The sequence below is a fragment of the Actinomadura sp. HBU206391 genome (genome assembly GCF_014323665.1).
Lineage (GTDB): Bacteria > Actinomycetota > Actinomycetes > Streptosporangiales > Streptosporangiaceae > Actinomadura_C.
In genome coordinates this window covers 1-25086 of sequence record NZ_JABVEB010000085.1, presented here as the reverse complement: position 1 = coordinate 25086, position 25086 = coordinate 1, and the positions used below count along the sequence as shown (strand labels likewise).

At 70.9% G+C, this 25086-nt stretch carries 24 protein-coding genes, 1 tRNA gene and 2 pseudogenes; 14 read left to right on the top strand and 13 right to left on the bottom strand.

Annotated elements, in window-relative coordinates:
* The first annotated feature begins 111 nt into the window (after window positions 1–111).
* On the top strand, window positions 112–525 hold the full coding sequence (locus tag HKK72_RS22635; RefSeq protein WP_187236414.1) for an organic hydroperoxide resistance protein: 414 nt from the start codon (window positions 112–114) through the stop codon (window positions 523–525).
* Between the two features lie 106 nt (window positions 526–631).
* Here HKK72_RS22635 and HKK72_RS22630 read toward each other — a convergent pair whose 3' ends face one another.
* Entirely contained in the window at window positions 632–1102 is a 471-nt protein-coding gene (locus tag HKK72_RS22630) for a GNAT family N-acetyltransferase (protein ID WP_187236413.1), read from the bottom strand.
* A gap of 274 nt (window positions 1103–1376) precedes the next feature.
* On the opposite strand from HKK72_RS22630, the gene HKK72_RS22625 reads away from it, so the two are divergent.
* Window positions 1377–1859, top strand: coding sequence for a beta-class carbonic anhydrase (locus HKK72_RS22625; protein WP_222721015.1), 483 nt, complete (start codon window positions 1377–1379; stop codon window positions 1857–1859).
* Window positions 1860–2030: 171 nt separating this feature from the next.
* Here HKK72_RS22625 and HKK72_RS22620 read toward each other — a convergent pair whose 3' ends face one another.
* Entirely contained in the window at window positions 2031–2951 is a 921-nt protein-coding gene (locus HKK72_RS22620) for a threonine/serine dehydratase (protein WP_187236411.1), read from the bottom strand.
* Between the two features lie 172 nt (window positions 2952–3123).
* On the opposite strand from HKK72_RS22620, the gene mmuM reads away from it, so the two are divergent.
* Both mmuM and HKK72_RS22610 read left to right on the top strand, forming a co-directional pair.
* Complete coding sequence (gene mmuM / locus HKK72_RS22615; RefSeq protein WP_187236410.1) at window positions 3124–4107, top strand: homocysteine S-methyltransferase; 984 nt, start codon at window positions 3124–3126, stop codon at window positions 4105–4107.
* A gap of 23 nt (window positions 4108–4130) precedes the next feature.
* Window positions 4131–5516 carry an FAD-binding oxidoreductase gene (locus tag HKK72_RS22610; RefSeq protein WP_187236409.1) on the top strand — a complete coding sequence of 462 codons (1386 nt, stop codon included), beginning with the start codon at window positions 4131–4133 and terminating at the stop codon, window positions 5514–5516.
* Window positions 5517–5528: 12 nt separating this feature from the next.
* Here the strand turns inward: HKK72_RS22610 and HKK72_RS22605 are convergent, their stop codons facing one another.
* Together HKK72_RS22605 and ispF are read right to left on the bottom strand one after the other, a co-directional pair.
* On the bottom strand, window positions 5529–6806 hold the full coding sequence (locus HKK72_RS22605) for a hypothetical protein (protein ID WP_187236408.1): 1278 nt from the start codon (window positions 6804–6806) through the stop codon (window positions 5529–5531).
* A 55-nt stretch (window positions 6807–6861) separates the two neighbouring features.
* Window positions 6862–7374, bottom strand: a complete 513-nt coding sequence (gene ispF, locus HKK72_RS22600; protein WP_187236407.1) for a 2-C-methyl-D-erythritol 2,4-cyclodiphosphate synthase — start codon at window positions 7372–7374, stop codon at window positions 6862–6864.
* Window positions 7375–7518: 144 nt separating this feature from the next.
* Between ispF and HKK72_RS22595 the strand changes: the two genes are divergently transcribed.
* The 3 genes from HKK72_RS22595 to HKK72_RS22585 all read left to right on the top strand — a co-directional run bounded on the left by HKK72_RS22595 (window position 7519) and on the right by HKK72_RS22585 (window position 10681).
* A complete protein-coding gene (locus tag HKK72_RS22595) occupies window positions 7519–8301 on the top strand; it encodes an SIR2 family NAD-dependent protein deacylase (RefSeq protein WP_187236406.1) in 783 nt (260 codons plus the stop codon).
* 165 nt (window positions 8302–8466) lie between these two features.
* On the top strand, window positions 8467–9876 hold the full coding sequence (locus HKK72_RS42295; RefSeq protein ID WP_187236405.1) for a PP2C family protein-serine/threonine phosphatase: 1410 nt from the start codon (window positions 8467–8469) through the stop codon (window positions 9874–9876).
* Window positions 9866–10681, top strand: coding sequence for an SAM-dependent methyltransferase (locus HKK72_RS22585; protein WP_315987394.1), 816 nt, complete (start codon window positions 9866–9868; stop codon window positions 10679–10681). The genes HKK72_RS42295 and HKK72_RS22585 overlap by 11 nt, the downstream gene beginning before the upstream one ends.
* A gap of 183 nt (window positions 10682–10864) precedes the next feature.
* On the opposite strand, the pseudogene HKK72_RS41230 reads toward HKK72_RS22585, so the two are convergent.
* Window positions 10865–11707 (bottom strand): annotated as a pseudogene (locus HKK72_RS41230) (DUF222 domain-containing protein); the annotation flags it as partial.
* Window positions 11708–12225: 518 nt separating this feature from the next.
* Here HKK72_RS41230 and HKK72_RS22580 point away from each other — a divergent pair.
* Genes HKK72_RS22580 through HKK72_RS22570 form a run of 3 tightly spaced genes read left to right on the top strand, consistent with a single transcriptional unit; the run spans window position 12226 to window position 15280 of the window.
* Window positions 12226–13596 carry a cytochrome ubiquinol oxidase subunit I gene (locus HKK72_RS22580; protein ID WP_315987393.1) on the top strand — a complete coding sequence of 457 codons (1371 nt, stop codon included), beginning with the start codon at window positions 12226–12228 and terminating at the stop codon, window positions 13594–13596.
* Window positions 13593–14594, top strand: a complete 1002-nt coding sequence (locus HKK72_RS22575; protein WP_187236403.1) for a cytochrome d ubiquinol oxidase subunit II — start codon at window positions 13593–13595, stop codon at window positions 14592–14594. Before HKK72_RS22580 ends, HKK72_RS22575 begins: the two co-directional genes overlap by 4 nt.
* Window positions 14591–15280, top strand: a complete 690-nt coding sequence (locus HKK72_RS22570) for a YoaK family protein (RefSeq protein WP_187236402.1) — start codon at window positions 14591–14593, stop codon at window positions 15278–15280. Before HKK72_RS22575 ends, HKK72_RS22570 begins: the two co-directional genes overlap by 4 nt.
* 81 nt (window positions 15281–15361) lie before the next feature.
* Here the strand turns inward: HKK72_RS22570 and HKK72_RS22565 are convergent, their stop codons facing one another.
* From HKK72_RS22565 to HKK72_RS22555, 3 genes are all read right to left on the bottom strand, one after another.
* A complete protein-coding gene (locus HKK72_RS22565; RefSeq protein WP_187236401.1) occupies window positions 15362–15871 on the bottom strand; it encodes a hypothetical protein in 510 nt (169 codons plus the stop codon).
* Between the two features lie 22 nt (window positions 15872–15893).
* Window positions 15894–16448, bottom strand: coding sequence for a bacterioferritin (locus tag HKK72_RS22560; protein ID WP_187236400.1), 555 nt, complete (start codon window positions 16446–16448; stop codon window positions 15894–15896).
* 123 nt (window positions 16449–16571) lie between these two features.
* Window positions 16572–17789, bottom strand: a complete 1218-nt coding sequence (locus HKK72_RS22555) for an acyl-CoA thioesterase/BAAT N-terminal domain-containing protein (RefSeq protein ID WP_261987081.1) — start codon at window positions 17787–17789, stop codon at window positions 16572–16574.
* 90 nt (window positions 17790–17879) lie between these two features.
* On the opposite strand from HKK72_RS22555, the gene HKK72_RS22550 reads away from it, so the two are divergent.
* Both HKK72_RS22550 and HKK72_RS22545 read left to right on the top strand, forming a co-directional pair.
* Window positions 17880–18362 (top strand): GNAT family N-acetyltransferase, encoded by a 483-nt coding sequence (locus HKK72_RS22550; protein WP_315987392.1) that lies wholly within the window; start codon window positions 17880–17882, stop codon window positions 18360–18362.
* A 214-nt stretch (window positions 18363–18576) separates the two neighbouring features.
* A complete protein-coding gene (locus HKK72_RS22545; RefSeq protein ID WP_222721012.1) occupies window positions 18577–18825 on the top strand; it encodes a hypothetical protein in 249 nt (82 codons plus the stop codon).
* A gap of 135 nt (window positions 18826–18960) precedes the next feature.
* On the opposite strand, the gene HKK72_RS22540 is transcribed toward HKK72_RS22545, so the two are convergent.
* Both HKK72_RS22540 and HKK72_RS22535 read right to left on the bottom strand, forming a co-directional pair.
* Window positions 18961–19033 (bottom strand) — tRNA-Val (locus tag HKK72_RS22540).
* A gap of 89 nt (window positions 19034–19122) precedes the next feature.
* A complete protein-coding gene (locus tag HKK72_RS22535) occupies window positions 19123–20025 on the bottom strand; it encodes a proteasome assembly chaperone family protein (RefSeq protein ID WP_315987390.1) in 903 nt (300 codons plus the stop codon).
* Window positions 20026–20593: 568 nt separating this feature from the next.
* On the opposite strand from HKK72_RS22535, the gene HKK72_RS22530 reads away from it, so the two are divergent.
* On the top strand, window positions 20594–21382 hold the full coding sequence (locus tag HKK72_RS22530; protein WP_187236415.1) for a DeoR/GlpR family DNA-binding transcription regulator: 789 nt from the start codon (window positions 20594–20596) through the stop codon (window positions 21380–21382).
* A complete protein-coding gene (gene galT, locus HKK72_RS22525) occupies window positions 21379–22476 on the top strand; it encodes a galactose-1-phosphate uridylyltransferase (protein ID WP_187236396.1) in 1098 nt (365 codons plus the stop codon). The genes HKK72_RS22530 and galT overlap by 4 nt, the downstream gene beginning before the upstream one ends.
* On the opposite strand, the gene cbbX is transcribed toward galT, so the two are convergent.
* The 3 genes and pseudogenes from cbbX to HKK72_RS22510 form a co-directional block, all read right to left on the bottom strand.
* Window positions 22463–23332, bottom strand: a complete 870-nt coding sequence (gene cbbX / locus HKK72_RS22520; protein WP_187236395.1) for a CbbX protein — start codon at window positions 23330–23332, stop codon at window positions 22463–22465. The genes galT and cbbX overlap by 14 nt on opposite strands.
* 75 nt (window positions 23333–23407) lie before the next feature.
* The gene (locus HKK72_RS22515; protein WP_187236394.1) at window positions 23408–23833 is read right to left on the bottom strand and encodes a ribulose bisphosphate carboxylase small subunit; all 426 of its coding nucleotides are present in this window, start codon (window positions 23831–23833) and stop codon (window positions 23408–23410) included.
* A gap of 69 nt (window positions 23834–23902) precedes the next feature.
* A pseudogene (locus tag HKK72_RS22510) lies at window positions 23903–25021 on the bottom strand (ribulose-bisphosphate carboxylase large subunit); the annotation flags it as partial.
* Between the last annotated feature and the right edge of the window lie 65 nt (window positions 25022–25086).

The following is a 25086-nucleotide window of genomic DNA, read 5'->3' as shown; positions in this document are numbered from 1 at the left end:
CGGCAGGTCACTGGTTACCGACATGTTTTGACATTACCAGACAGGTCTGTCTATTATCGCGAATATTAGACAGACTGTTCTGTCTGGAAGCTTGGCAGAGAGGATCTCCTCATGACCGCCCTGTACACCGCAGTCGCGACCGCGTCCGGGCGCGACGGCCGCGCCGTCTCCTCCGACGGCAGGCTCGACGTCCAGCTGGACCGTCCCACCGAGCTCGGCGGCGACGGGCCGGGCACCAACCCCGAACAGCTGTTCGCAGCCGGCTATTCGGCTTGCTTCGCCAGCGCACTGGCCCTCGTGGCCGGCCGAGAGAAGGTGGATCTGGGCGATGCCGCCGTGACCGCCGAGGTCGGTCTGCACAAGAACGACGCCGGCGGATTCGCACTGGCCGTCACCCTGCGCGTCGAGCTGCCGGACGGCGTCCCCGTCGAGACCGGCCGCAAGCTGCTCGACGCCGCCCACCAGGTATGCCCGTACTCCAACGCCACCCGCGGCAACATCCCCGTGGACCTCGTCATCGAGTGAGACCGCGTCATCCAATGAGACCGTGTCATCCAGTGCGGCCGTGAGGCTCACCGGCCCCTTCCGGAGCGAGGAGCTCCGGAAGGGGCCGGTCCCATGACAGCGAGTGCTACGACTCCCGCCGGCGGTACAGGGTCAGGCAGACCATGTCGGCCTCGAAGCCCAGATCCGCCCAGAACCGCCGATCCTCCTCACGGGAGTCCGTGCCCATGAGATGGCGGATCATCTGCGGGCCGTGTTCCCGCAGCCGGAACAGCGCGGCCTCGGCCAGCTCGCGGCGCAGCCCACGCCCCCGATGTTCGGGGACGACGTACAGTTCCTCGATCTGCCCGATCAGGCAGGGCAGCAGCCCGTCGCACGGGTCGATGCGGCCGCACACGAAACCGATGACCTGCGCCTCGCCGAGGGCCACCAGGCAGAACGTGTCCCGATGCCATGCCGCCATGCTGAGCATCCGGGCGATGTCGCGCCGGGCGGGTTCGGTCAGCGGACCGCCGTCCTCGGTCTCACGGCACATGCGGTCCCACAGCGCGGCGACCTCGTCGCCTTCGCCGTCGTGAATCCTTCTGATCTCGACCATGGGCCATGGCCTCTCTTTGTCTGGTTCGGACGACCGTTCAGGTACGAACCGGACAAGGCGGCGGCCGTGGCCAGAGGGCGATCAGGAGTGTCTAACGTCAACCAGGCATGCCGCGACAATAACGGCGAAGGCCCAGAGCGGGCAATGAAGCGCACCGTCCTTGTCAGCACCGGACGGCCCGCTTAGTATCAAAGTCGATCCTTTTGATCGTTTTGATAGGTAATTCCGTTGACAGGTATCACGCGGCCAGCAGCCCCTGGAGGATCCCGTGTCGATGACGGACGAATACCTCGAGAACAACGCCCGCTACGCGAAGGACTTCTCCGGCCCACTGCCGTTGCCCCCGTCCAGGCAGGTGGCGATCGTCGCCTGCATGGACGCCAGGCTCAACGTCTACGGGATCCTCGGGCTGGCCGACGGCGAGGCCCACGTCATCCGCAACGCCGGCGGCGTGATCACCGACGACGAGGTCCGGTCGCTGTCCATAAGCCAGCGGCTGCTCGGCACCCGCGAGATCATCCTCATCCACCACACCGACTGCGGGATGCTGACGTTCACCGACGACGCGTTCAAGCGCGCGATCCAGGACGAGACCGGGGTGAAGCCGGCCTGGTCCGCCGAGTCGTTCACCGACCTCGACGAGGACGTACGCCAGTCGGTCGCGCGGATCAAGGCGAGCCCGTTCATCCCGCACACCGACGCCGTCCGAGGCTTCGTGTTCGATGTGGGCACCGGTCTGCTGCGCGAGGTCGCCTGACCGGCGACGCGGCCGAAAATCCGGTGTCCCGGCGCCGACGGCGGCTGATTCATTTCGGCCATGTCCGCCGATGAGCCGATGCCGCTGCGGCCGTTCCGCTGGGATCTCGTACGTCGCGATCAACTGGGCACGCTGCTGGACGGAGGCGGCGAGCCGACGGCCGGGTCACGGTCAGCCGGCGAGATCCGAGGGGTCGGTGTTGGCGCCGCACAGCATGACGGCGACGCGCTCCCCCGGCTCGGGACGGTAGGCGCCGGTGGCCAGCGCGGCGAGCGCCGCCGCGGTGCCGTGCTCGACGACGAGCCTGTGCTCGTCCCACAGCGCGCGCCGGGCCGCCGCGATGTCCTCGTCCGCGACGAGCAGCGACTCCACCCCCGTGCGCACCGCCACCTCGAAGGCGATGTCGCCGAGACGGGTGGCTCCGAGCGAGTCCGCACACAACCCGCCGACCTCGACGTCGACCGGTGCGCCCGCTTCGAGAGCGCGATGGAGCGTGGGGATCCGCTCCGGCTCGACCCCCACCACCTTCGCGCGCCCCTCGACGGCGGTGGCGACCCCGGCCATCAGCCCGCCGCCGCCCACGGCGATGAGGACGGTGTCGACCCCGCCGGTCTGGGCGAGCAGCTCCAGGCCGCTGGTGCCCTGCCCGGCGCAGATCTCGGGCTGGTCGTATGCGTGACAAAGCAGCGCGCCGGTGTCGGCGACACGCTTGATCGCGGCTTCGTAGGCGTCGCCGTAGATCCGGCCCACCTGCCGGACGCGCGCGCCCAGCGCGGCGAGCTTGCGTACCTTCACCTCTGGGGCGGTCTCGGGCACGAAGACCTCGGCCACGACACCGAGCGCGGCGGCGGCATGGGCGACGGCGACGCCGGCGTTCCCGCCCGACGCGGCGATCACACCGCTCTCGGGCAGCTCTCCGTGCTCGCGGGCGGAGAGGATGCGGTTGAACGCTCCACGGGCCTTGAACGACCCGGTGTGCTGGACGTGCTCGAGTTTCATGAAGAGCCCGGGCCCGGCCGCCATGACGGGCGTCCTCCGGATATGGCCCGCGATGCGGGCGGCCGCCGCTTCGACCTCTGAGCCAGTGAACACGATCTCTCCCCTCCCAGGCGGGCCGGCCGCCGAGTCCGTCAACCGTATGCGCCGGGGTGACCGAGCACGGAATCGGGCTCGCGCCTGGCCGGCCCCGCCTCGCACCACCCGCTCACCATGTGCGCGAGCTTCGCCGCGCCGGTCACTGAGGATCGGCGCATAGGATCGCCGGGTGAGCCGCACACCACTGGGCCAGGCGATCTCCCGAGGGGTCGTCGTGCTGGACGGGGGGCTCGCGACACGGCTCGAGGCGCAGGGCCACGATCTGTCCGACGGCCTGTGGTCGGCGGGCCTGCTCGCGGACGCGCCCGAGGCGATCATCGAGGCGCATCTGTCGTTCTTCCGAGCCGGCGCGCGGGTCGCGACGACGGCGACCTATCAGGCGAGTTTCGAGGGCTTCGCCGCCCGTGGCATCGACGCGGCCGGCACCGCCCTGCTGCTGCGTCGCAGCGTTGCGCTGGCCGCGACCGCGCGCGACCGCCGGATCGCCGAGATCGCCGACACCGCCGACACCACTGAAATCGGCGTGACCGGCGGCCCGGAGATGTGGGTCGCCGCGTCCGTCGGCCCGTACGGGGCGATGCTCGCCGACGGATCGGAGTATCGCGGGCGCTACGGGCTCTCGGTGGCCGAGCTGACCCGGTTCCACCGGCCCCGCATGGAGGTCCTCGCGGAGGCCGGCGCGGACGTACTGGCGCTGGAGACGGTGCCGGATCTCGACGAGGCCGAGGCTCTGCTCGCGGCTCTCGACGGGCTCGGCATGCCGGCCTGGCTCTCGTACGCCGTCGAGGGGGACCGGACCCGCGCCGGGCAGCCGCTCACCGAGGCGTTCGCGGTGGCTCGCGAGGCCGCCGCCGTCATCGCGGTGGGCGTCAACTGCAGCGCTCCCGCCGACGTGACCGACGCCGTACGGACCGCGCGTGAGATCACCGGCAAGCCCGTGATCGCCTATCCCAACAGCGGCGAAGGCTGGGACGCGGCGGCCCGCGCCTGGACCGGCCCGTCCGGGTTCGATCCGATGCGGGTCTCCGAGTGGGTGGCGGCCGGGGCACGGTTGATCGGCGGGTGCTGCCGCATCGGTCCCGCCGACATCACGGACATCGCCGACATCGCCGGCCGGCTCCGGCCGGACCGCAGTCGGCGAGCCCGCCGGTGAACGACGAGAGGGGTCGGCCGTTGATGTCGCATGAACTGGTCACGGCGCTGGAGAAGCGGCTAGCGCCCGGTCGGGTGGTGACCGACCCCGAGGTGGTGGCCGGTTACGCCCATGATCAGGCGGCGCTGGCGCCGTACGGGAAGCCACTCGCGGTCGTGCGCCCGAGGGACACCGAGCAGGTGCGGGCGACGGTCGCGTTCTGCGCGGAGCACGGCGTGCCCATCGTGCCGCGCGGCGCGGGCACCGGCCTGTCCGGAGGCGCCAATGCCCTCGACGGCTGCGTCATCCTCTCCCTCGAGGGGATGGACGCGATCACGACGATCGATCAGAGCGAGCGGCTCGCGGTGGTGCAGGCCGGAGTGGTCAACGACGACCTGCGGCGGGCCTGCGCCGAGCACGGCCTGTGGTACCCGCCCGATCCGGCCAGCGCGCCGTGGTCGACCATCGGCGGCAACGTGGCGACCAACGCCGGCGGCCTGTGCTGCGTGAAGTACGGCGTCACCCGTGACTACGTGCTGGGCCTGGAGGCGGTGGTGGGCCGCGGCGAGGTCGTGCGGCTCGGCCGGCGGACGGCCAAGGGAGTGGTGGGCTACGACCTGTGCGGGCTCATGGTCGGCTCCGAGGGCACGCTCGGCGTCGTCACCGAGGTCACCCTGCGGCTGCGCGGCAGCCGCCCGTCCGAGCGCACCATCGTCGGCTACTTCGACTCACTGACCGACGCGGGGCGGGCCGTCAGCGCGGTCACGGAGGCCGGGGTGGTGCCGAGCGCCCTCGAACTGGTCGACCGCTACTGCCTGCTCGCAGTGGACGAGTGGAAGCGGATGGGGCTGGCCGCCGAGGGCGAGGTGCTGCTGCTCGGCCGTACGGACGCGCCAGGGGAGGCCGGCGAGGCCGAGGCCGACACCATGCTGCGCTGTTTCGAGCGCGCAGGGGCCACCTGGAGCACCCGGTCCACTGACGACGCCGAGGCCGAGGCGCTGTTCGCCGCGCGCCGGCTGGCCTACCCCGCTCTGGAACGGCTCGGCCCGGTGGTGACCGAGGACGTGTGCGTACCGCGCGGGCTCGTACCGGAGATGCTGGCCCGGATCGAACGGGCGGCCCGCGAGCACGACGTGCACATCGCCAACATCGCGCACGCCGGCGACGGCAACCTGCACCCATTGATCATCACACCGGACGACCCCGCGACGCGGGTACGGGTGGAGCGCGCCTTCGACCAGATCATCGACGACGCCCTCGCCCTCGGGGGCACGGTCACAGGCGAGCACGGCGTCGGGCTGCTCAAGCGGCGCGGCCTGCACTCCGAGCTCGGGCCCACCGTCGTCGCCATGCACCAGGCGGTCAAGAACGCGCTCGACCCGGCCGGCATCTTCAACCCGGGCAAGGTTTTCGGCGTCCCCACCGACTGATCGCGAAAGTCGTCATGGCCCGACCGCCTCGCCCGGCCGGACGAGCAGCCGCGCGAGCGTGGCCAGTTCGCGGGCCAGTTTGCCTGCGGCCTCGTCACGCGCATCGGCCGGGACATGGGCGAGGGCTTCCGCGGCATGGTGGTCCAGGCCGCCTGCGAACGACTTCGCCCGGTAGGACATGCCGGGGGCGTGTTCGATGGCCTGCCACGCGGCGGCGAGCCCGGAGTGCCGGCGGCACTCCTCCACCGTCTCGTCGTCGGGCGAGTCGAGAAAGATCGCCGTGAGCAGGCGGATGGAGGGCGGCAGACCGGGGCGATCGAGCGAATCGAGCATCGACTCGTGGGTGAGTTCGGAAAGGCTCTCCCACGCCTCGGCCGCCGTACCGGTCACCGCGTCGTCGGCATCCTCGTAGGCGTCGGCGTCGGCGTCGTCGTCGGCGTCGTCGTCATCGTCCGGCAGCGCTTCCACGAGCGTACGCAGGCAGGCGGGGAGGGCCCGGCGGGCCAGCCAGTCCAGCAGCCGCCATGCTCGCCGCTCGTCCTCCGCGGGCTCTGCCGTTCCGTACAGGCTCTGCTCCGGAAGGGGCTCGGAGTGCGGCGGCCAGTCGTCGCAAAGGCCTCGCAACACCGGCGACACGGCGTCCTCACGGTCACGGGCCAGCGTCCGGGCGCGAGCGTCCCCGGGCCAGGGACGAGCCGGCGGCCGGGGCCGGCCGGAGGGAAGGATCTGGACGGCCGTCCGGTCGTCGGCCGGCGGCACGACGTCGAGACCGTGCGCGCGGAGCACCTCCACCAGCTCGCCCGGGCCTGACTCCGCCCGCCAGTACAGGAGGAGCGGAGCCACGAGGGTGTGCCAGCGATGCTCCCGCTCGTAGCCGTACGCGCCGTTCAGCCTGCGCTCGTTGTCGCCCCGCCGCAGCCATTCGCCGAAGAGCTCTTCGGCCGGATCCCCAGGACCACCGGAGACGTAGTCCCCGAGCCAGGTCCGCGCCTGCGCCACCTCCTCTTCGAGCAGCGCCGGCAGCGGCTGCCGCGGGCCGCCCCAGAACGCCGGGCCATAGGTCTGCCGGTGCGTGAACACATACCCCTGGGGGCCTCGCTCGGCTTCGGCGTGCCCGCACGACCCGCAGCACATCGTGGGCCCGAGATCCCAGTCGGCACCGATGCCGCGCCGCGACAGCTCGCCGAATGCCGCCCGCAACCGCGCGGCGTCCGTGCCGCCCTCGCCATCCCCGCTCCGCGCGGGGCCCGGGTCCGCAAGGCCGCCCGCGTCGTCCGCCTGCCAGGTCATGGCGATCAACCTAGACGCCGCACCCGGCGGCCGGGTGGCGAACCGGGGCCGGGGCCTACCGGCCGCCGTCCCGCGCCTCGGGCAGGTCGCGCTCGGCGACGAGCGCGTTCGCGATGGCGGCCAGCCCCTCGCCACGGCCGGTGAGCCCGAGCCCCTCGCTGGTCGCCGCCGCCAGGTGGACGGGCGCGCCGAGCGCCTCGCCGAGGACCTTCTGCGCCTCCTCGCGGCGCGACCCGAGCTTCGGGCGCTCGCCGACGAGCTGCACCGAGACGTTGCCGATGGCGAAGCCGGCGGCCCGCACCAGTGCCGCCGTACGGACGAGCAGTTCGGTCGGGGCGGCATCAGACCACTCGGCCGTCGAGGTGTCGAAATGCGCACCGAGGTCGCCGAGACCGGCCGCGCACAGCAGGGCGTTGCAGGCCGCGTGTACCACGACGTCGCCGTCGGGCTCCCCCGCGGTCCCCTTCTCCTCGTCCGGCCAGTCCAGGCCGGCGAGCCGCATCGGCGCGCCTTCGGCGAAGGGATGGACGTCGACGCCCGTCCCGATGAGCGGCAGCCTCACCCGCATAACCTCCGGTCGTCGCGAGTCGTCGCGAGTCGTCGCGATGGACGCACCACGCTAGCGGTCCACGTATCAGCCCCCCGGCCCAGGTCGGACGGCCCGAGGAAAACCGATCGCCGGACCAGGGGGTGAGGCCCTACGGTCGGGCGCATGGACGAGAGGGTTCCGCACTGGGCACAGGGCGTCTCCCGCATCGCGGCGCTGACCGGGGCGGGCATCTCCACCGACTCGGGCATCCCGGACTACCGGGGTCCCGAAGGCGTGTGGACCCGCGACCCTGGCATGGAGGAGTTGTTCACCCACCAGCGCTACGTGAGCGACGGGGAGGTCCGCCGCCGCTTCTGGCAGACGCGCGGTGGCCTCTACCGGCCCGACGCGCGCCCCAACGCCGCGCACCGCGCCCTGGCGGAGCTCGAGGCGACGGGGTCGGCGCTGCGGATCCTCACCCAGAACGTCGACGGGCTCCACCAGAAGGCAGGTTCCACGCCACGCAAGGTCCTGGAACTGCACGGCGGCATGGCCACCGTGATCTGCCTGCGCTGCGGGGCCAAGACGTCGACCGACGACGCCCTCGCGCGGGTCGAGGCGGGCGAGGCGGATCCGGCGTGCCACGACTGCGGAGGCATCCTGCAGCCGTCGATCATCATGTTCGGACAGCTTCTCGACCAGGCCGTCCTGGCCCATGCGGCCGCGATCGCCCGGGCGTCACAGCTGTTCCTCAGCATCGGCAGCTCGCTGATGGTGGAGCCCGCCGCCGGCCTGTGCCGGGTCGCCGTCGAGAGCGGAGCCAGGCTGGTCATCGTCAACCGGGACCCGACGCCGTACGACGACCTGGCAACCGAGATCATCCGCGAGCCGATCGGCGACGCGGTCCCCCGGCTCTGCGCCATGCTCGCTGCGGACGCGCAGGGCTCGGCGGCCGCCCGGCCCTGATGGGCCCCATCATCACCACGCGTCCTCCGGTCATGACTGAATGCCATGACTCATGCGTCGATTGCACTGTTGGGGCGTGCATAGCGGCATTTACGCCTATAGTTCGCTAGCTTGAACGTCATCTGCCATCGTCCACCTCGACGCGTCCCGGCAGGAGTGTGAGCGGTGGAGCCCGGTCTCGGTGCCGACCATCTCGATCATCTCGTCGGCCCGTCGCGCTTGGGACCGCACCCGCACGACGTGGCGCGTCTCAGGCTGCTGAGCGAGGCGGGTCTCCGGCTGGCCGGCGCCCTCGACCCGAGGCAGGTGGCCCGCGAACTGCTCGATTTGTCCCTCGGCTGGTTCGCCGACGCCGCGGGCGTGTACGTGCTGGAACACCTGATCGCCGAGGACGTGACCCCGAGGCCCGCCGACGCCACGACGATCGAGGTCCGCAGGCTCGCGGTCGCAGCGTCCGGCATCGACCTCGAGGCGGCCTTCCCCGCCGGAGAGGTGATCGTGTTCACCCCGGACAGCCCGTACGCCGTGTGTTTGGCCACGGGCCGGCCGCAGCAGTTCAGCATCCTCGGGCAACGCGAGGCCGCGCGCCTCGAGCTCGTCACCGACGATCCCGAGGTGCGGGAGCAGCTTCTCGAGTTCGCCGACTACGTGCTCGTACCGCTGACGGCGCGCGGCGCGGTGCTCGGGTTCGCCGTGTTCGCCCGCGGGTCGAAGTCCGCGCCGTTCTCGGCCGACGACATCGGGCTGGCCGAGGAGCTGTCGGCGCGCGCGGCCGTCTGCGTCGACAACGCCCGCCGGTACGGGCGCGAACGCGCCGCCGCGCGGGCCCTGCAGGCGGGGCTGCTGCCGAAGACCACCGATGTCGTGCCGGGCCTGGAGATGGCCCACCGGTACCGGCCGGCCGGCCGCACCGCGCTCGTCGGCGGCGACTGGTACGACGTGATCCCCCTCAGCGGGGGCCGGGTGGCACTCGTCATCGGCGACGCGATGGGGCACGGCACAGCGGCCGCGGCCACCATGGTCCAGTTGCGCGCGGCCGCCCGTACGCTCGCCGCTCTGGATCTGGCCCCCGACGAGGTGCTCACCTGGCTCGACCGGGTCTCCCCGAGCCTCGGTCCCGCGCAGTTCGCCACCTGCGTCTACGCCGTCTACGACGCCGCCGACCGGACGTGCGCCTTCAGCCGCGCGGGCCATCCGCCGCCCATCCTGGCCGGGCCCGGTGGTGACTGCGAGGTGCTCGACGGGCCACCGGGGCTGCCGCTCGGGCTCGGCGACACGCGCTATGCCACGACGCGGGTGAGCGTTCCCGACGGCGCGACGCTCCTGCTCTACACCGACGGGCTCGTCGAGTCGCGCCGGCGCGACCTCGACACCGGCACGGCCGTCCTGCGCTCCGTGCTGTCGGACGGCGAACGTGATCTCGAGGCCGCATGCGACGCGATCCTCGGCGAACTCGTCCCCGAACCGAGCGAGGACGACGTGACGCTGATGCTCGTACGCACCCATACCGCCCGAAGCAGCCAGAATGCTGGAAAAGGGCACGACATCGAGGGAGGATCAGTTGGTGGAGGCTGACGGTGCCGATTGGTCATCGGGGGTCGATCCGACCAAGGCCAGCGTGGCGCGCATCTACGACTACTTTCTCGGCGGCACGCACAACTTCTCCACCGACCGCGACGTGGCGCGAACCCTGGAGGCGATCGAACCCCGAGCCCGCCTGATCACCCGCGCCAATCGGGCCTTCCTCGCCCGGGCGACGCGCTTTCTGGCCGCCGAGGCAGGCGTCCGGCAGTTCATCGACATCGGCTCGGGCATCCCCACACAGGGCAACGTGCACGAGATCGTCCAAGGAGTGGATCCGGCGGCCAGGGTCGTCTACGTGGACCACGACCCGGTCGCGGTCGCGCACAGCACCGCCATCCTCGCGGGCAACCAGAACGCCACCGTGGTGCAGGCCGACCTGCGTGACGCCCACGAGATCTTGGAACATTCCACCGTCCAGCGCATGATCGACTTCAGCCGGCCGGTCGGGCTCCTGCTCGTGGCGGTGCTGCATTTCATCGCGGACGAGGACCGGCCGGCGAGCATCGTGGCGCGGCTGCGCGACGGGCTGGCGCCCGGCAGCCATCTGGTCCTCTCGCACGGCACCCACCAGAACCACGCCGAGACCACCGAAGCCGTGTCCAAGGTGTACCGGCGCGCCGTGACCCAGGCCAACGCGCAGGCCCGCTCACGCGAGGAGATCCTCGGTTTCTTCGACGGCTTCGAACTTGTCGAGCCCGGTCTGGTGCAGGGCCCGCTCTGGCGTCCGGACACACCGGCCGACGTACCCGAGGACGTCGAGCGGTACTGGTTCCTCGGCGGCGTCGGCCGCCGATAAGCCCGTTCGCCGCCCCTCGCTTGTGACGAAGCGAGGGGTGAGGCACGCCGAATCGGCCGATCGGGCCGGGTGCGTGGGCGGTTGGCAATGCGGGTGCCCGGGGCGGGCCCGAGTCTGGAATTTATGGGCCTTGTGGTACTCACACCCCTGTACCGCGCAGGTGTCGTACAGCGCCTCCAGCACCCGCCGCTGATGGCGGGTGGCGAAGCGGGCGGTGCGACCGAGGTAGAGCGGGTGCCCGCCCGAGCCGAGGATGAGCGCTGACACCCCGGCCGTCAAAGCGATCTGCCGGGCGCGTTCAGCCGGGATCTGCCCGCCGCCGGGCAGGTGTGCGGGGCGGGTGCCGCCGTTGAGGGTGTCGAGGTCGATGATGACCGTGGCGGTGGTGCGCTGGTGCCCCTGGGACAGGATGCTGTGCAGGGCGCCGGCGGTGCGGTGGGCGTGGTCGCGGTCATCTGCGGCACCGGTCGGTTTGGTCAGCGGGGCCAGGGTCTGGTTCCACACCGCGGCGTGTTCCGCGGACAGCCGGCCCTTCACCCAGGTGCCGCCGTCCAACGACGCCGACCGGCTGATCCAGGAGCGTTTGAACCCGCGGCGCGCATCGGCCGGGGTGGGTTCGCGGCCGTCGCGTTCAGCGACCACCTCACCGATCCGCACCCCCGCCCTAGCGACCCGATCCGCGCACGCACCGTCATCGGCCAACTCCGACAGGATCTGCTCACCGGCCTTGACGTCGGCCTCATCCAGGCGGGCCAGCGCGTCGGTGAGGGTGGCGGCATACCCATACGACAAATCCCCAGTGCGCAGCCGCTCGCCCGTCCGCTCAAGACGCGACAACCGACGCGCGAGCGTAAGGCGTTCCCGGGCGCGGCCGGTGCGCATCCCCAGCCGATCCCGCAACCACGCCGACGTACACGAATACCCCGACCCCCGCACCTCACCAGCGCAGTCCACCCGCCGCACCAAAGCGGCCAGCGCCGCCTCACCCACATCAATGACCCGGCCCAGACGCTCAGCCAGCTCCATGCACGCCACCACCGACTCCGGGGCCCGGCGCGCGGCGAGCTCGGACACACACACCGACAAGGCCTCCACCAACTCGGCCGCGGAGGCACCACCCCACCCGGTCACGGCCTCGGCGGCCTCGGCCGCGGTCTGTCCCACACCCCTGACACTAAGCAACACCACCGACAAAACTCGAACGTACACTCGAAGGTGACACAGATCTGACCATCTGACCACTGACCCCCACACCGGACACAGCCGGCAACCGCCGTATCCAGACAGCCCGACCGACAGCCGACAACGGATCGGCCCGACCCCAGCACTGATCGCATGGTGTAACGCCCCCTCCAGTGCCGGCAGTCGGCTGTCCGACGTCCGGACCGTCGCCGCTCGGCTGGGGCTTGTGCACATCGTGACCGCGTGCGGGGTGATCCATTGCCCGCTCCTCGCCGACACTTGCGGAGTCGCGCATTGCCTGCACCACACCACCGGCGCCATGTCGCGTGTCGGGCCCGACGACACGGCGGGGAGGAGCCCGCGTGCCAGATCTGTTCGCCGCCTCGGCGACCCCCGCCGACCTGATGGCGGCGCGCGTGCAGATGGCCGTCTCGCTCGGGTGGCACATCATCGTCGCCTGCTTCGGGGTGGGCATGCCGGCGCTGACCGTCTTCGCGGAATGGCGCGGCAACCGGACCGGCGACGACGCCTACCGGCGGCTGGCCCACCGCTGGGCGAAGGTGATGGGCGTGCTGTTCGCCGTCGGCGCGGTGTCGGGGACGGTCCTGTCGTTCGAAATGGGTCTGCTCTGGCCGGCGCTGATGGCGACGTACGGGCAGGTGTTCGGGCTGCCGTTCGCCCTGGAGGGGTTCGCGTTCTTCATTGAGGCGATCTTCGTGGGCATCTACCTGTACGCCTGGGACCGGCTGTCGCCACGGGCGCATGTGCTGGCCGGGCTGCCGGTCTGCGTCGCCGGAGTGGCGTCGGCGTTCTTCGTGGTGTCGGCCAACGCGTGGATGAACACGCCGCGCGGCTTCGACCTGGTGGGCGGCCGGGTCACGAACGTACGGCCGTGGGCGGCGATGTTCAATCCGGCGATGCCCCTGCAGGTGATCCACATGATCCTCGCCGCGTTCATGGTGACGGGCTTCTGCATCGCCGGGGTGTACGCCGTCGGCATGCTGCGCGGCCGGCGGGACCGCTACCACCGGCTCGGCCTCCTGGTGCCGTTCATCTCCGCCGCGATCATCACTCCGGTCCAGATCGTCGTGGGCGACGCACTGGCCAGGCACCTCGCGACCGCGCAGCCGCCAAAGCTGGCGGCGATCGAGGGCCTCACGCGCACCGGATCGCACGTCCCGCTGTCGATCGGCGGAATCTTCGTCGACGGCGAACTGCGCCATGCGATCCGCATCCCGAACGGTCTGTCGCTGCTCGTCGGCTACCGGCCGAGCACGGTGATCCGCGGGCTCGACGTCGTGCCTCCGGCCGACCGGCCGCCGGTGAACCCCGTGCACCTGGGCTTCCAGCTCATGGTGGCGATCGGATTCGGACTGCTCGCCCTCAGCGCGTGGTTCGTCCTGGCCTGGTGGCGCCACCGCGAGCCACCCCGATCCCCATGGTTCCTCCGGCTGACCGCGATCTCCGGGGCGGCCGCGATCGTCGCGCTGGAGGCCGGCTGGGTCACCACCGAGGTCGGCCGCCAGCCCTGGGTCGTCTGGCAGCACCAGCGCACCGCCGAGGCGGTGAACCCGGCGCCGGGCCTGTGGGTCGGCCTGGTCGCGGTGCTCGCCGTCTACACGGTGCTCACGGCCGCGACCGCGTACGTGCTGAACCGGTTGCGCACCCAGCCGGTCACCGCGCCGCAGGAGAGCTGGACCGACCAGTACACGCCGGAGAAGCACCCGCCATGAGCGCGGCACAGTGGCTGCTCGTCCTGGCGTGGCTCGGCATCACCCTGTACGCGCTGCTCGGCGGCGCCGACTTCGGCGGCGGTTTCTGGGACGCCCTCGCCGGCGGATCGCGGCGGGGCCTGACCCAGCGCGGACTGATCGAGCATGCGATCGGGCCCGTGTGGGAGGCCAACCATGTGTGGCTCATCTTCGTCCTCGTGTTGTTCTGGACCTGCTTCCCGCCGGTCTTCGCCTCGGTCGCCTCGACGCTCTACATCCCGCTCACGCTCGCCGCGTTCGGCATCATCGCGCGCGGGGCCGCGTTCGCGTTCCGCAAGGCCAGCACCGAGCTGTGGCAACTGAGGCTGTTCGGCGGCGCGTTCGCGCTGTCGTCGATCCTCACGCCGTTCTTCCTCGGCACCGTCGCCGGCGGCGTCGCGTCCGGGCGCGTCCCGCTCGGCATCGCCAAAGGCAATGTCGTCACGAGCTGGTGGAACCCGACCTCGATCCTGGCGGGACTGCTCGCCATCGGCACCACGGCCTATCTCGCCGCCGTCTATCTCACCGCCGACGCGCGCCGCCAGGGCAGCGTGGAACTGGCCGAGGCCTTCCGCCGACGCGCCATCGTGACGGCCGTGGTCACCGGGCTCGTCGTGCTCGGCGGCATCGCCGTGCTGCACGCCGACGCGCCCCGGCTGTACGCCGGGCTCACCGGCCGCGCGCTCCCCGTCGCCGCGCTCTCCGCGCTCGCCGGGCTCGCCTCGGTCGTTCTGCTGATCGAGCGCAGGTACGTCCTCGTACGGTTGACCGCGGGGCTGGCCGTCGCGGCCCTCCTGTGGGGCTGGGCCGTGGCGCAGTACCCGGTGCTGCTGCCCCCCGACGGCACGGTGTCTAGTACGGCCGCCGAACCCGGCGTGCTGCGCGCGACGCTGGCGACGGTGATCGTGGGTCTTCTGCTGCTCGTCCCCTCGCTCGGGTGGATGTTCACGCTGTTCCAGACCCAACGCCCGGCCCGGTGAGGCGGCCCGCCCGCGCGGCTCGTACGCCGGGAGGCAGAGCGCTCACCACCTCGCTCACGCTGCTCGCCCTGGGTTCCGGCGCGTCCGACGCGTTGAGCCTGACCTCGCTCGGAACCGTGTTCACCGGCATGATGACCGGCAACCTGATCCTGCTCGGCGTCTCACTCGGCCATGCGCGGTTCGCCGACGCCCTCCCCGCCATCGCCTCCATCGCGGCGTTCGTCGCAGGGGTGTACGCCGCGGCCTCGTGGCTCCGCGACATCCGGGCCGGCCCGTCCCGCCCATGGCCGCGCCGGGTCGTTCACCTGATGGCCGCTTTGTCGGCGGCGCAGGCGGTGGTGCTGGTCTGGTGGTCCGCGAGCGGCGGACACCCCGGCCCACCGGCCAGGCTGGCGCTCGTCGGGCTCACCGCGGCGGCCATGGGCGTCCAGAGCAGGGCCGTCATCGCCATCGCGACGAGCGGGACGTCCACGACCTATCTCACCGGCACGCTCACCACGCTGGCGACCGAACTGGCCACCACGGGAGAGCCGTTCGCGATGCGGCGGCGGCTGGCGGTGATCATTGCGGCCGTCGTCGGAGCGATCCTCGAGACCGTACTGCTCATCTGGGCCCGCGCGGTCGCTCCCGCCCTGCCCCTCGCCACCACCCTCGTGGTCATCGCGATCACCGGATGGCGCCGGTGAGCCTGCGCGGTCGTGAGGGCGGCCGGCCGAACCCCGGCGGGCGCGGGCCGACCCTGCCGGTCGGCGGAACCCGATCCGGCCTCACCGCCCCTTCGGCCGGCGCCCGGGCGGGCCGAACCCGCGCACGGCGTCGAAGGCCAGCACTGCGGCCAGGCCATAGGCCAGGTGCGGGACGATGTCGGACGTCCATCCGGAAAGACCCCATGTCCGCGGATCGGTGAGGCCGGACAGCACGAGCGGAACGTCGCTCAGCGCCATCGCCGCCGCGCCCACCGCCACGGCGCCCACCGCCACGGCGGCGACCGGCCGCGGCGGTCCGGCCCAGCGGGCTCGGACCGCGCCGTAGACCGCCCCCGTGCCCACGCCGACGGCGTAACCGAGCAGCGCTCCGATCGCGCTCGCCCGGTTACGCCAGCTCGGGTCGTCCTTCGGTACGTCGAACCCGGCCGCCTCCGCGACCCGGTCCACGAGCCGGCTAGGTAACTCGCTCGCGGGCCGCCCCCGTACGGCCATGTCCAGATAGCTCACCGCGTCGAGTGCCACGATGCCGACCGCCCCGGCCATGGCGCCCAGGATGATTTCGCGTCTCATGGTCCCCCGCTCACGAAACCGCTTACGAACCGGCCTTCTTGAGTTCGTTCGGCAGCCGCTCCAGCAGACCCCTCAGATCGTCGGCGTGCTCTTCCTCGTTGGCCAGCAGAGACTCGAACAGCCTGCGCGTGGTCGGGTCGCCGTCGCCGAGCCACTGGGCGATCTCGGTGTAGGAGGCGATTGCGATCCGCTCCGCCACGAGATCCTCCTTGATCATCTCAACGAGGTCGAGGCTCGCGTCGTACTCGGTGTGCGACCGGGTGGCCAGGCCCTGCGGGCTGAAGTCCGGCTCGCCGCCGAGCTGCGCGATGCGCTCGGCGAGGCGGTCCGCATGGTCCTGCTCGTCGGCCGCGTGCTCCAGGAACTCCTTGGCCACCGGTTCCGCGTGAATGCCCGTCGCCGTGTAGTAGTGCCGCTTGTACCGCAGCACGCAGACCAGTTCCGTCGCGAGCGCCTCGTTGCAGACCTGGATCACCCGCTCGAGATCGGCACCGTACGCGTCGGTCACCGGACCCTTGTCGATCTCCGCTCGAGCGCGCTCGCGGATGGTGCTGATGTCACTGAGAAATTCCGCCATGTTAGGTCTCCCACGAGGTCAGGTGCTCTCTCTATCCGCCCCTTTACCCGTCACGGTGCGGATACACCTTGTGTAACGGGAACCACAGCGCTCGCGAGCGCTCATCGGCCCAACGGCCGGCGGTCAGCGTTCCATGTCGGCGAGGAAGGCCAGTACCTTCGGCCAGCCCTGCTGCTGGGCCGCGGCGTTCGCGGCGCGGGTGCCGCCCAGGTTGATAGCAGCGCCGGTGGCCGGATGACGAGGTCGGGTGCCCGCCGCCAGGTAGGGAAAGGTGGCGACCTTGTGCCCTGCTCCTTGATAGATCAGAGCCTGATGCGAGACGCCCTTGTGGAGTGCGTCGAGCTTGGCCGTGATCACTCTGGCCGAGTTCGCCGCGGTCCACAGCGCGTCCTCTGTTCCCGCGATCGCAAGGACCGGGCCGTCGACGCGGTCGAGCGGAATGGAGCCCTGCTCGATGGCGCGGCCGTTGGCCGTCCAGGCGACTCCACGGTTCGGAAAGCCCGCAATGACAATGGACGACGGCGCGTAGACGACGATGCCGTGGACCAGATCGGGATGGTTCTGGCCGAGCAGCAGGGCCGCCTCGGTTCCGCGCGAGACACCGGCGGCCACCAGCCGCGCGGGGTCGACACCGGGCTGGCGGGCCAGCAGCCTGGCCGCGCGGGCGAAGTAGTCCAGGGGGATGTTCTGCAAGGTGGCGGGCAGACCCTTTTCACCGAAGTAGGCCAGGCTGAGCGACGGGTAGCCGTGCGAGGCGAGCAGAGCGGCCTCATATTTGAAACTGTTGCCGCCTTCGGAGCCGCCGAGCAGCAGGACCGCGGGGCGTCGGCCGGTTCCGGCCGGAGGCAGGAACAGCTCTCCAGAGATCTCGTCCGCGGAAACGGTGAACGTCTTGTGGGTCACGCCGTCAGCGAGCCATCGGCGGGTCAGGGTCTGCCGGGCCAGCAGACGGCCGTGCGCGGCCACGGTGATCTGCACTGGATAGGAGGACTCCAACTCCGGGAAACGCGGTCCGAAGATGGCCTGTTCGGGATCGCCGGTGGGCGGGTTCATCGACCAGAACAGTCCCATGCCGTCCGCACCCGCGTAGGTGCCGGAAATCGGACGGGCCTCGTCGAGTACGACCGTCCCGCGGCTGTCGGCGCGGAAGGTGGCCTGGCCACGCCATTGCCTGCGCTGATGATCGGGCGCCGTGGCGCTCACGATCACCTCGTCATCGGGTACGAGCCCTTCGATCCTCATGTGCACCGGTCGGTCCGCCAATGCAACGGGGGCATCGACAACGATCACGGCGTGGTCGCTCTGCCGCTCGGCGCATCCGGCCGATGCGGATCCGGACATGAAGACCGCTGCCGCGATCACCCGACCAAGCCTTGGCCCCGAAACATGGCGCATGGCTGGGATTGTCTCCCCGATCAGCATGGTCTGTCCGTGTCCCGTGCGACATTCCCCCGCGCGGTGCGAGGATGGGCGACCGTGATCGATATCGGCCCGTTGCGGTCCGGGGACCGCGCCGCCTGGGAAGTGCTCGCACGCGGCTACAAGACGTTCTACCGCACCACCGTGCCGGGCGATCGGTACGACGAGACCTGGCGACGGCTGCTGAGCGACGCGGACCTGCACGGCATCGGCGCGCGCCTGGACGGCAGGCTGGTCGGCATCGCGCACTACCTGTTCCACGCCACCTTCTGGTCGGCTGACGCCTGCTACCTCCAGGACCTGTTCGTCGACGAGGCGGCACGTGGACAGGGCGCGGCCCGGGCGCTGATCGAGCGAGTGGCCGAGACGTCGCGGGAGCGGGGCGCCTCCCGCCTGTACTGGACCACCAAGGAGGACAACACGCGCGCCCGAGCCCTGTACGACGATGTGGCGCGCTTCCATGGGTTCATCCGCTACGACCATCCATTGGACTAGCCGCCGGTCTACCGCTTCGAGGTGATGAGGCCGCGGTACTCCACGACCACGCCGGACCACGTCGGCGACGAGGGCACGGAAGCAGAGGGTGACGCGTGATCAACGACTTGCAGGCTGCGGAATGCGGCATCGTCCAGAGGTTCCTGACCGGGCCGGGGGACGACCGGTGACTCCGGAAAGCGGCCACGACGGGCTGGAGGCGACAAGAGCGATCTTGGCGGAGATCCGAGTGGAGTTCTCGAAGCTCAGAGCAGACGCCCGCGAATCGGTCGCGCGCGCCAACCGCCGGGTCGTCGAAGTCGAGAAGCAGGTCTTGGAGACCGCGGAGCTCCAGCTGAAACTGCTCGACGAGATCCACGCCAGCCGAGCGAAGCTCGACCGGATCCAGATGGTGGTCGAGGAGGCCGAACAGGCCGGCGATCTCGTGATCTTGGTATCCGACCTCCGCGCTCTTCTCGAATAGACCTGAGGTCTGCGACGACGGTCGGCCGAGCCACGTGGTACTCCGGCCGCAGGACCCGCTTCTCGCGGAGACGGCCAAGTGTGAGCGGACACCGCGTTTCCACAGGTCACAGGATGATCAACCTGGTCGGGAGGGTGGGCACAGCTGGATTCGAACCAGCGACTCCTGGTTTGTAAGACCAGTGCTCTAACCACTGAGCTATGCGCCCGCATCGGGACCATGCCCGCCCCGATGACCGGGAAAGCGTATCCGGTCCGTCCACGCTTCGCGAAACCGTCAGAACGCCCGCCCGGTCGGCTACGGCTGCTGTGGGTCGGAGCCGTCCTGCTCGGCGAGGAAGCGCTCGAACTCGGCGCCGAGCTCCTCGGCGGTCGGCATCTCCTGCTGCTGGGCGAGCAGGCTCTCGCGGTCGGCCGCCCCGGCGAACGCGTCGTACTGCCGCTCGAGCGCCTGCACGACCTTCTCGACCTCGTCGGACCCGGCGACCTGCTCGGCGATCTCGGCGTCGGCGCGGGTCGCCGCCTCGCGGAGCTGGTCGGAGGGGATCACCAGTCCGGTCGCGGTCATGATCGCTTCGAGCCCGACCACCGCCGCCGCCGGATAGTCGGACTGCGCCAGGTAGTGCGGGACGTGCACGGCGAAGCCCAGCGCGTCGTGCCCGGCCTCGCCGAGCCGCAGTTCGAGCAGGGCGGCGGCGCTGCCAGGCACCTTGACGGTGCCGAACCAGGACGACTTCGTGACGAGCTCGGGCCTGGTGCTGTGCGCGGTCAGCCCGACCGGGCGGGTGTGCGGCACCCCCATCGGGACGCCGTGCAGACCCACGGTGAGGCCGACGTCGAGACGCTCGATGAGCGAGCGCACGGAGTCCGTGAACCCCTCCCACAGCCGGTCCGGCTCGGGCCCGGTGAACAGCAGGAACGGGCTGCCCGCCTCATCCTGTACGAGGTGCACCACCAGCTCAGGCGCCTCGTAGTCGGCCCAGTGGTCCTCGTCGTAGGTCATGACCGGGCGCCGCGCACGGTAGTCGATGAGTTCGTCCACATCGAACCTTGCGATCACCCGATGCTCGAGCGTCTCCAGGATGTGGTCGCGCACAAGCTGTCCGACCGACCCCGCGTCCATGAAACCGTCGAGGCTGTGCAGCAGCACCGGCCTGGTCAGCTCCGGCAGATCCGACTCCAGCTCGTAAAGATCGCGCACCGTCTCCCCTACCTCTTCCCCTTGTCGCCAACGTACGCCCACTGAGATGAACACCCGACAGTTCGTAGTACATCCCGTGAACCGGGCGCATGTCGCAACGACCACACTACGAGGTCGGCACAACCTGGACGCCGTCCCCGCGCGGCGTCCCAAGGTTACGTGGACAGGGCGACCGCCCGTTCGCCACTGCGGCACCGCCAGATGACGACGGCGATGACGACGGCGATGACGGGCAGCGGACCCGGGCGACGTTCTGCCAGAACGTGTTGACGCCGAGCACGTTGAACCCGTTCTCGAGCGCGCCGAGCGCGATGACCGCCGCCAGCAGGCCGCCGAGGCACCCTTTCGGGTCCGAACATGTTCCAACAGAGGCCGAGTCGATAACTGTTGGTTTGTCACGAGTTAACGGTGGTATGGCACGGTGGATCGCAAGGCATGGCGGCCAGGTGCAGCAGGTCGCATCGAGAGGAATGTTGGGATGTGTTGACATCTGACTAGATTGGGCGTCACCCCGCTCGACCCCGTGGGCACCGCCGCCACGAGGGTGAAGACCCCTGGAGACGAGGCCATGCTTGCCCCGCAACGCCAGCAGACGATCCTGGCCATGATCCGCGAGCACGGCGGGGTCCGGGTCGCCGACCTGGTCCGCGAGCTCGGCGTATCCGACATGACCATCCGCCGCGATCTCGAAGTGCTGGCCGGCCGCGGGCTGGCCACCAAGGTGCACGGTGGGGCGACACCGGTCGGTCCGGGCTCCACCGAGGAGCCCGGTTTCGCGGCGAAGTCCGTACGGCAGCGCAGGGAGAAGGAGGCGATCGCCCGGCGTGCCGCCGAACTGGTGCGGCCGCACAGCGCCGTCGCGCTCTCGGCGGGCACCACCACCTGGACGCTGGCCCATCATCTGACCGACGTGCCCGGGCTCACCGTGGTGACCAACTCCATCCAGGTCGCCGACACCTTCCACCGCGCCGGCCGCGCCGACCAGACCGTCGTGCTGACCGGCGGCGTACGCACCCCGTCCGACGCGCTCGTCGGGCCGGTCGCCGTCAACGCCCTGCGCTCCCTGAACGTCGACCTGCTGCTGCTCGGCGTGCACGGCGTGAGCACGCACGCCGGGTTCACCACGCCGAACCTGATGGAGGCCGAGACCGACCGGGCCATGGTCACCGCGGCCCGCCGCCTGATCGTCCTTGCCGACCACACCAAGTGGGGCGTGATCGGCATCAGTACGATCGCCCGGCTCGACGACGCCGACATGCTGATCGTCGACGCCGGCCTGGACGACGCGGCGCAGGCCGCGTTGTCGGAACAGGTCGGCGAGCTGGCCGTCGTCTCAATGCCCGCGGAGCAGACATGAAGCGGACCGCCGTTCGCCTCGCCGACGGCCGGGAACTGGTGTACTTCGACCACGACGAGACCGCCGACCGGAGCACCCCCGACCCGCGCACGCTGCCGGCGCCGCCGCCGGCGTCGGAGCTGCGCCACGACCCGCTGCTCGACGAATGGGTCGCCGTCGCCGCCCACCGGCAGGAGCGGACGTTCCTGCCGCCGAGCGACCAGTGCCCGCTGTGCCCGTCGACCGCCGACCGGACGACCGAGATCCCCTCGCCCGACTACGAGGTCGCGGTCTTCGAGAACCGCTTCCCCTCCTACAGCCACCGGGTCGAGGGCGTCACCAACCCCGGCCACGGCCGGTGCGAGGTGGTGTGCTTCTCCGCCGACCACGGCGCGTCGTTCGCCTCGCTGCCGCAGTCTCAGGTCCGTACGGTCGTGGAGGCCTGGGCCGACCGCACGGCGGAGCTGTCCGCGCTGCCCCATGTGGAGCAGGTCTTCTGCTTCGAGAACCGGGGCGAGGAGATCGGCGTGACGCTCGCGCACCCGCACGGCCAGATCTACGCCTACCCGTTCGTGACGCCGCGGACGCGGCGGATGCTGCAGTCGGCCCGCCAGCACCGCGACCGCACCGGCCGGGACCTGTTCACCGACGTCCTCGCCGCCGAGCGCGAGGCCGGGGTGAGGGTGGTCGCCGCCAACGACCTGTGGACGGCGTTCGTCCCCGAGGCGGCGCGCTGGCCGTTCGAGGTGCACGTCTACCCGCACCGGAAGGTGCCGGACATCCCGGCGCTCGACGCGGCGGAGCGCGACGCGTTCGGCACCCTCTACGTCGACGTCCTGACCGCGCTCGACGGTCTCTTCGACCTGCCGATGCCGTACATCTCGGCCTGGCACCAGGCGCCGGTGCGCACGGGACGAGACCTCGCCTACCTGCACCTCCAACTGTTCAGCAGCAGGCGAGCGCCGGACAAGCTGAAGTACCTCGCCGGGTCCGAGGCCGCCATGGGCGCGTTCATCAACGACGTGCGCCCCGAGGACGCCGCCGAGCGGCTCCGGGCGGCCCTCGCCGACCGGCGGCGGCCCGACCCGGCCGGCGAGGGGGTCAGCGGCCGCTGAACACGCGGCTGGCGAGGAAGTCCTCGGGGTACAGAACGGTCAGCTCCTCGGGACCCACCTCGCCTCCATCGGCCATCAGCCGGCCGGCGTGCCGCAGCCGGGCCCGTTCGATCGCGTTGCGAACGGACCGGGCGTTGGCGAAACGGGGTTGCTCCCGGCGCCGGTCGAGGTACTCGCGGAACACCGGCACGGCCTCCTCGGCCAGGCGATAGCCGGCGTTCTCCAGCATGAGCCGGCCGATCGCCTCGAGTTCGCCGCCGGTGTAGTCGGGGAAGTCGATGTGGTGGGCGACGCGGGAGCTCATCCCGGGATTGGAGGTGAAGAACGCGTCCATCCGCTCCTGGTAGCCCGCCAGCACCACCACGAGGTCGTCGCGGTGACTCTCCATCACCTGCAGCAGGATCTCGATGGCCTCCTGACCGTAGTCCCGCTCGTTCTCGGCCCGGTAGAGGTAGTAGGCCTCGTCGATGAACAGCACTCCGCCCATGGCGCGTTTCAGGACGTCCTTGGTCTTGGGCGCCGTGTGCCCGACGTACTGGCCCACGAGATCGTCTCGGGTGACCGCCACCAGGTGGCCTCGACGGAGGTGGCCCAGCCGGTGCAGCAGCTCGGCCAGCCGCAGCGCCACCGTCGTCTTGCCGGTTCCGGGAGCGCCGGTGAAGCACATGTGCAGGTTCGGCCGGGAGGAGCCGATCCCGAACCGCGCCCGGGCCCGCTCCACCAGCAGCAGTGCGGCGATCTCGCGGATCCTGGTCTTGACCGGCGTCAGGCCCACGAGATCGGTGTCGAGTGCGTCGAGCACCTCATCGGCCCGTGACGCGGCCCGCTCACGCCCCAGATCGACCCGCTCCCCCATGCCGCCTCCCCTCCACTGCCGTGATCATGCAGTTGTTCGCGTTCACGCGGGCGTACCGGCCCGTACGCCGCTGCGTCACGGCGCGTCGTAGCGGGTGTCCTCGGGGCGGTCCAGGGCGTACGGATGGATCCGGACGCGCACCTGCCGGTCGCTGGTCTCCTCGCGGTCCAGCCGGAAGCCCGGCTCCTGCGGCGGCCGGCCCACGATGAACGACAGCGCCGTGGTCTGCCTGCCGTAGCGGGCGTCATAGGCGGTCAGCCGCACATAGCGATCGGGGTGCGCACGGCGGCACTCCTGCACCTCGTGCAGCACCCCCGCCGGATCGATCAGGTCGAACATGGGCAGCCCCCACATGTCCCAGTAGGAGTTACGGGGGTGCGGGTCGGCCGTGAACTCCACCGCGCACGGCCAGCCGTTGCCGAGTGCGTACGCGATCTGCGCACTGATCTCCTCGTCGGTCAGGTCCGGAAGGTAGGAGAAGGTGCCCTGGGTGATGCGCATGGTGGCCTCCTGGATCGATCGGTCGCCTCGGGGTCGGCCGAGCTCGGGTCGGCTCTGGGCCGGCTCGGTCTAGAGCGCGGGGGTCGGGGTGGCGACCACGTCCGGTGTGTCGGTCGACTCGTACGTGAAGGTGACGTCGCCCCAGGTCGCGAGGGCGACGTCCAGCTCGCGGCTGTGCCTGGCCGCCGCGCGCAGGACACCGGCCCCCTCGGCGAGCAGGTCGCGTCCCTCGTTGCGCGCCTTGACCATCGCCTCGAGGGCGACCCGGTTGGCGGTGGCGCCGGCCGCGATGCCCATGGGGTGCCCGATGGTGCCGCCGCCGAACTGCAGGATCACGTCCTCGCCGAGGTAGTGCATGAGCTGGTGCATCTGCCCGGCGTGGATGCCGCCGGAGGCCACGGGCATCGCGCCCGGCATGGACGCCCACTCCTGGTCGAAGTAGAGGCCCTTGACCGGATCCGCCGCGATCCGGTCGAGCCTGAGGGTGTCGTAGAAGCCCGCCACCGAGTTCGGATCGCCTTCGAGCTTGCCCACCACGGTGCCGGCGTGGATGTGGTCGACGCCGGCGAGCCGCATCCACTTGGCGATGACCCGGAAGCTCACCCCATGGCTCTTCTGCCGGGTGTAGGTGGAGTGCCCGGCGCGGTGCAGGTGCAGCAGCACGCCGTTGCGCCGGGCCCATCCGGCCATGGACTGGATCGCCGTGTAGCCGACGGTGAGGTCGATCATGACGATCAGGCTGCCCAGTTCCCGGGCGAACTCGGCCCGCTCGTACATGTCCTCCATGGTCGCGGCGGTGACGTTCAGGTAGTGACCCTTGATCTCGCCGGTGGCCGCCTGCGCCCTGCCGACGCCCTCCATGCAGTAGAGGAACCGGTCGCGCCACCGCATAAACGGCTGCGAGTTGATGTTCTCGTCGTCCTTGGTGAAGTCGAGGCCGCCCCTGAGCGCCTCGTAGACGACCCGGCCGTAGTTGCGCGCCGAGAGGCCGAGCTTTGGCTTGACGGTGGCGCCGAGCAGCGGTCGCCCGAACTTGGCGAGGTACTCCCGCTCCATCACGATGCCGTGTGCGGGCCCCTGGAAGGTCTTGACGTAGTGCGGCGGGATCCGCATGTCCTCCAGCCGCAGCGCCTTCAGCGCCTTGAACCCGAAGACGTTGCCGATGATCGACGAGGTGAGGTTGGCGACAGAGCCCTCCTCGGCAACGCCGTCAGCGCCGCTTCGAGGGACGGCTCAGTGATCTCGGCGTACGA

Bases quoted from the DNA above. Each gene is read 5' to 3' on its own strand.
- HKK72_RS22575 (WP_187236403.1), top strand. From the start codon at position 13,593: ATGAGCGCGGCACAGTGGCTGCTCGTCCTGGCGTGGCTCGGCATCACC.
- HKK72_RS22595 (WP_187236406.1), top strand. From the start codon at position 7,519: ATGGACGAGAGGGTTCCGCACTGGGCACAGGGCGTCTCCCGCATCGCG.
- ispF (WP_187236407.1), bottom strand. From the start codon at position 7,374: ATGCGGGTGAGGCTGCCGCTCATCGGGACGGGCGTCGACGTCCATCCC.
- cbbX (WP_187236395.1), bottom strand. From the start codon at position 23,332: ATGGGGGAGCGGGTCGATCTGGGGCGTGAGCGGGCCGCGTCACGGGCC.
- HKK72_RS22560 (WP_187236400.1), bottom strand. From the start codon at position 16,448: ATGGCGGAATTTCTCAGTGACATCAGCACCATCCGCGAGCGCGCTCGA.
- HKK72_RS22635 (WP_187236414.1), top strand. From the start codon at position 112: ATGACCGCCCTGTACACCGCAGTCGCGACCGCGTCCGGGCGCGACGGC.
- HKK72_RS22605 (WP_187236408.1), bottom strand. From the start codon at position 6,806: ATGACCTGGCAGGCGGACGACGCGGGCGGCCTTGCGGACCCGGGCCCC.
- HKK72_RS22555 (WP_261987081.1), bottom strand. From the start codon at position 17,789: ATGTCCGGATCCGCATCGGCCGGATGCGCCGAGCGGCAGAGCGACCAC.
- galT (WP_187236396.1), top strand. From the start codon at position 21,379: ATGAAGCGGACCGCCGTTCGCCTCGCCGACGGCCGGGAACTGGTGTAC.
- HKK72_RS22625 (WP_222721015.1), top strand. From the start codon at position 1,377: ATGACGGACGAATACCTCGAGAACAACGCCCGCTACGCGAAGGACTTC.
- HKK72_RS22565 (WP_187236401.1), bottom strand. From the start codon at position 15,871: ATGAGACGCGAAATCATCCTGGGCGCCATGGCCGGGGCGGTCGGCATC.
- HKK72_RS22530 (WP_187236415.1), top strand. From the start codon at position 20,594: ATGCTTGCCCCGCAACGCCAGCAGACGATCCTGGCCATGATCCGCGAG.
- HKK72_RS22610 (WP_187236409.1), top strand. From the start codon at position 4,131: ATGTCGCATGAACTGGTCACGGCGCTGGAGAAGCGGCTAGCGCCCGGT.
- HKK72_RS22515 (WP_187236394.1), bottom strand. From the start codon at position 23,833: ATGCGCATCACCCAGGGCACCTTCTCCTACCTTCCGGACCTGACCGAC.
- HKK72_RS22630 (WP_187236413.1), bottom strand. From the start codon at position 1,102: ATGGTCGAGATCAGAAGGATTCACGACGGCGAAGGCGACGAGGTCGCC.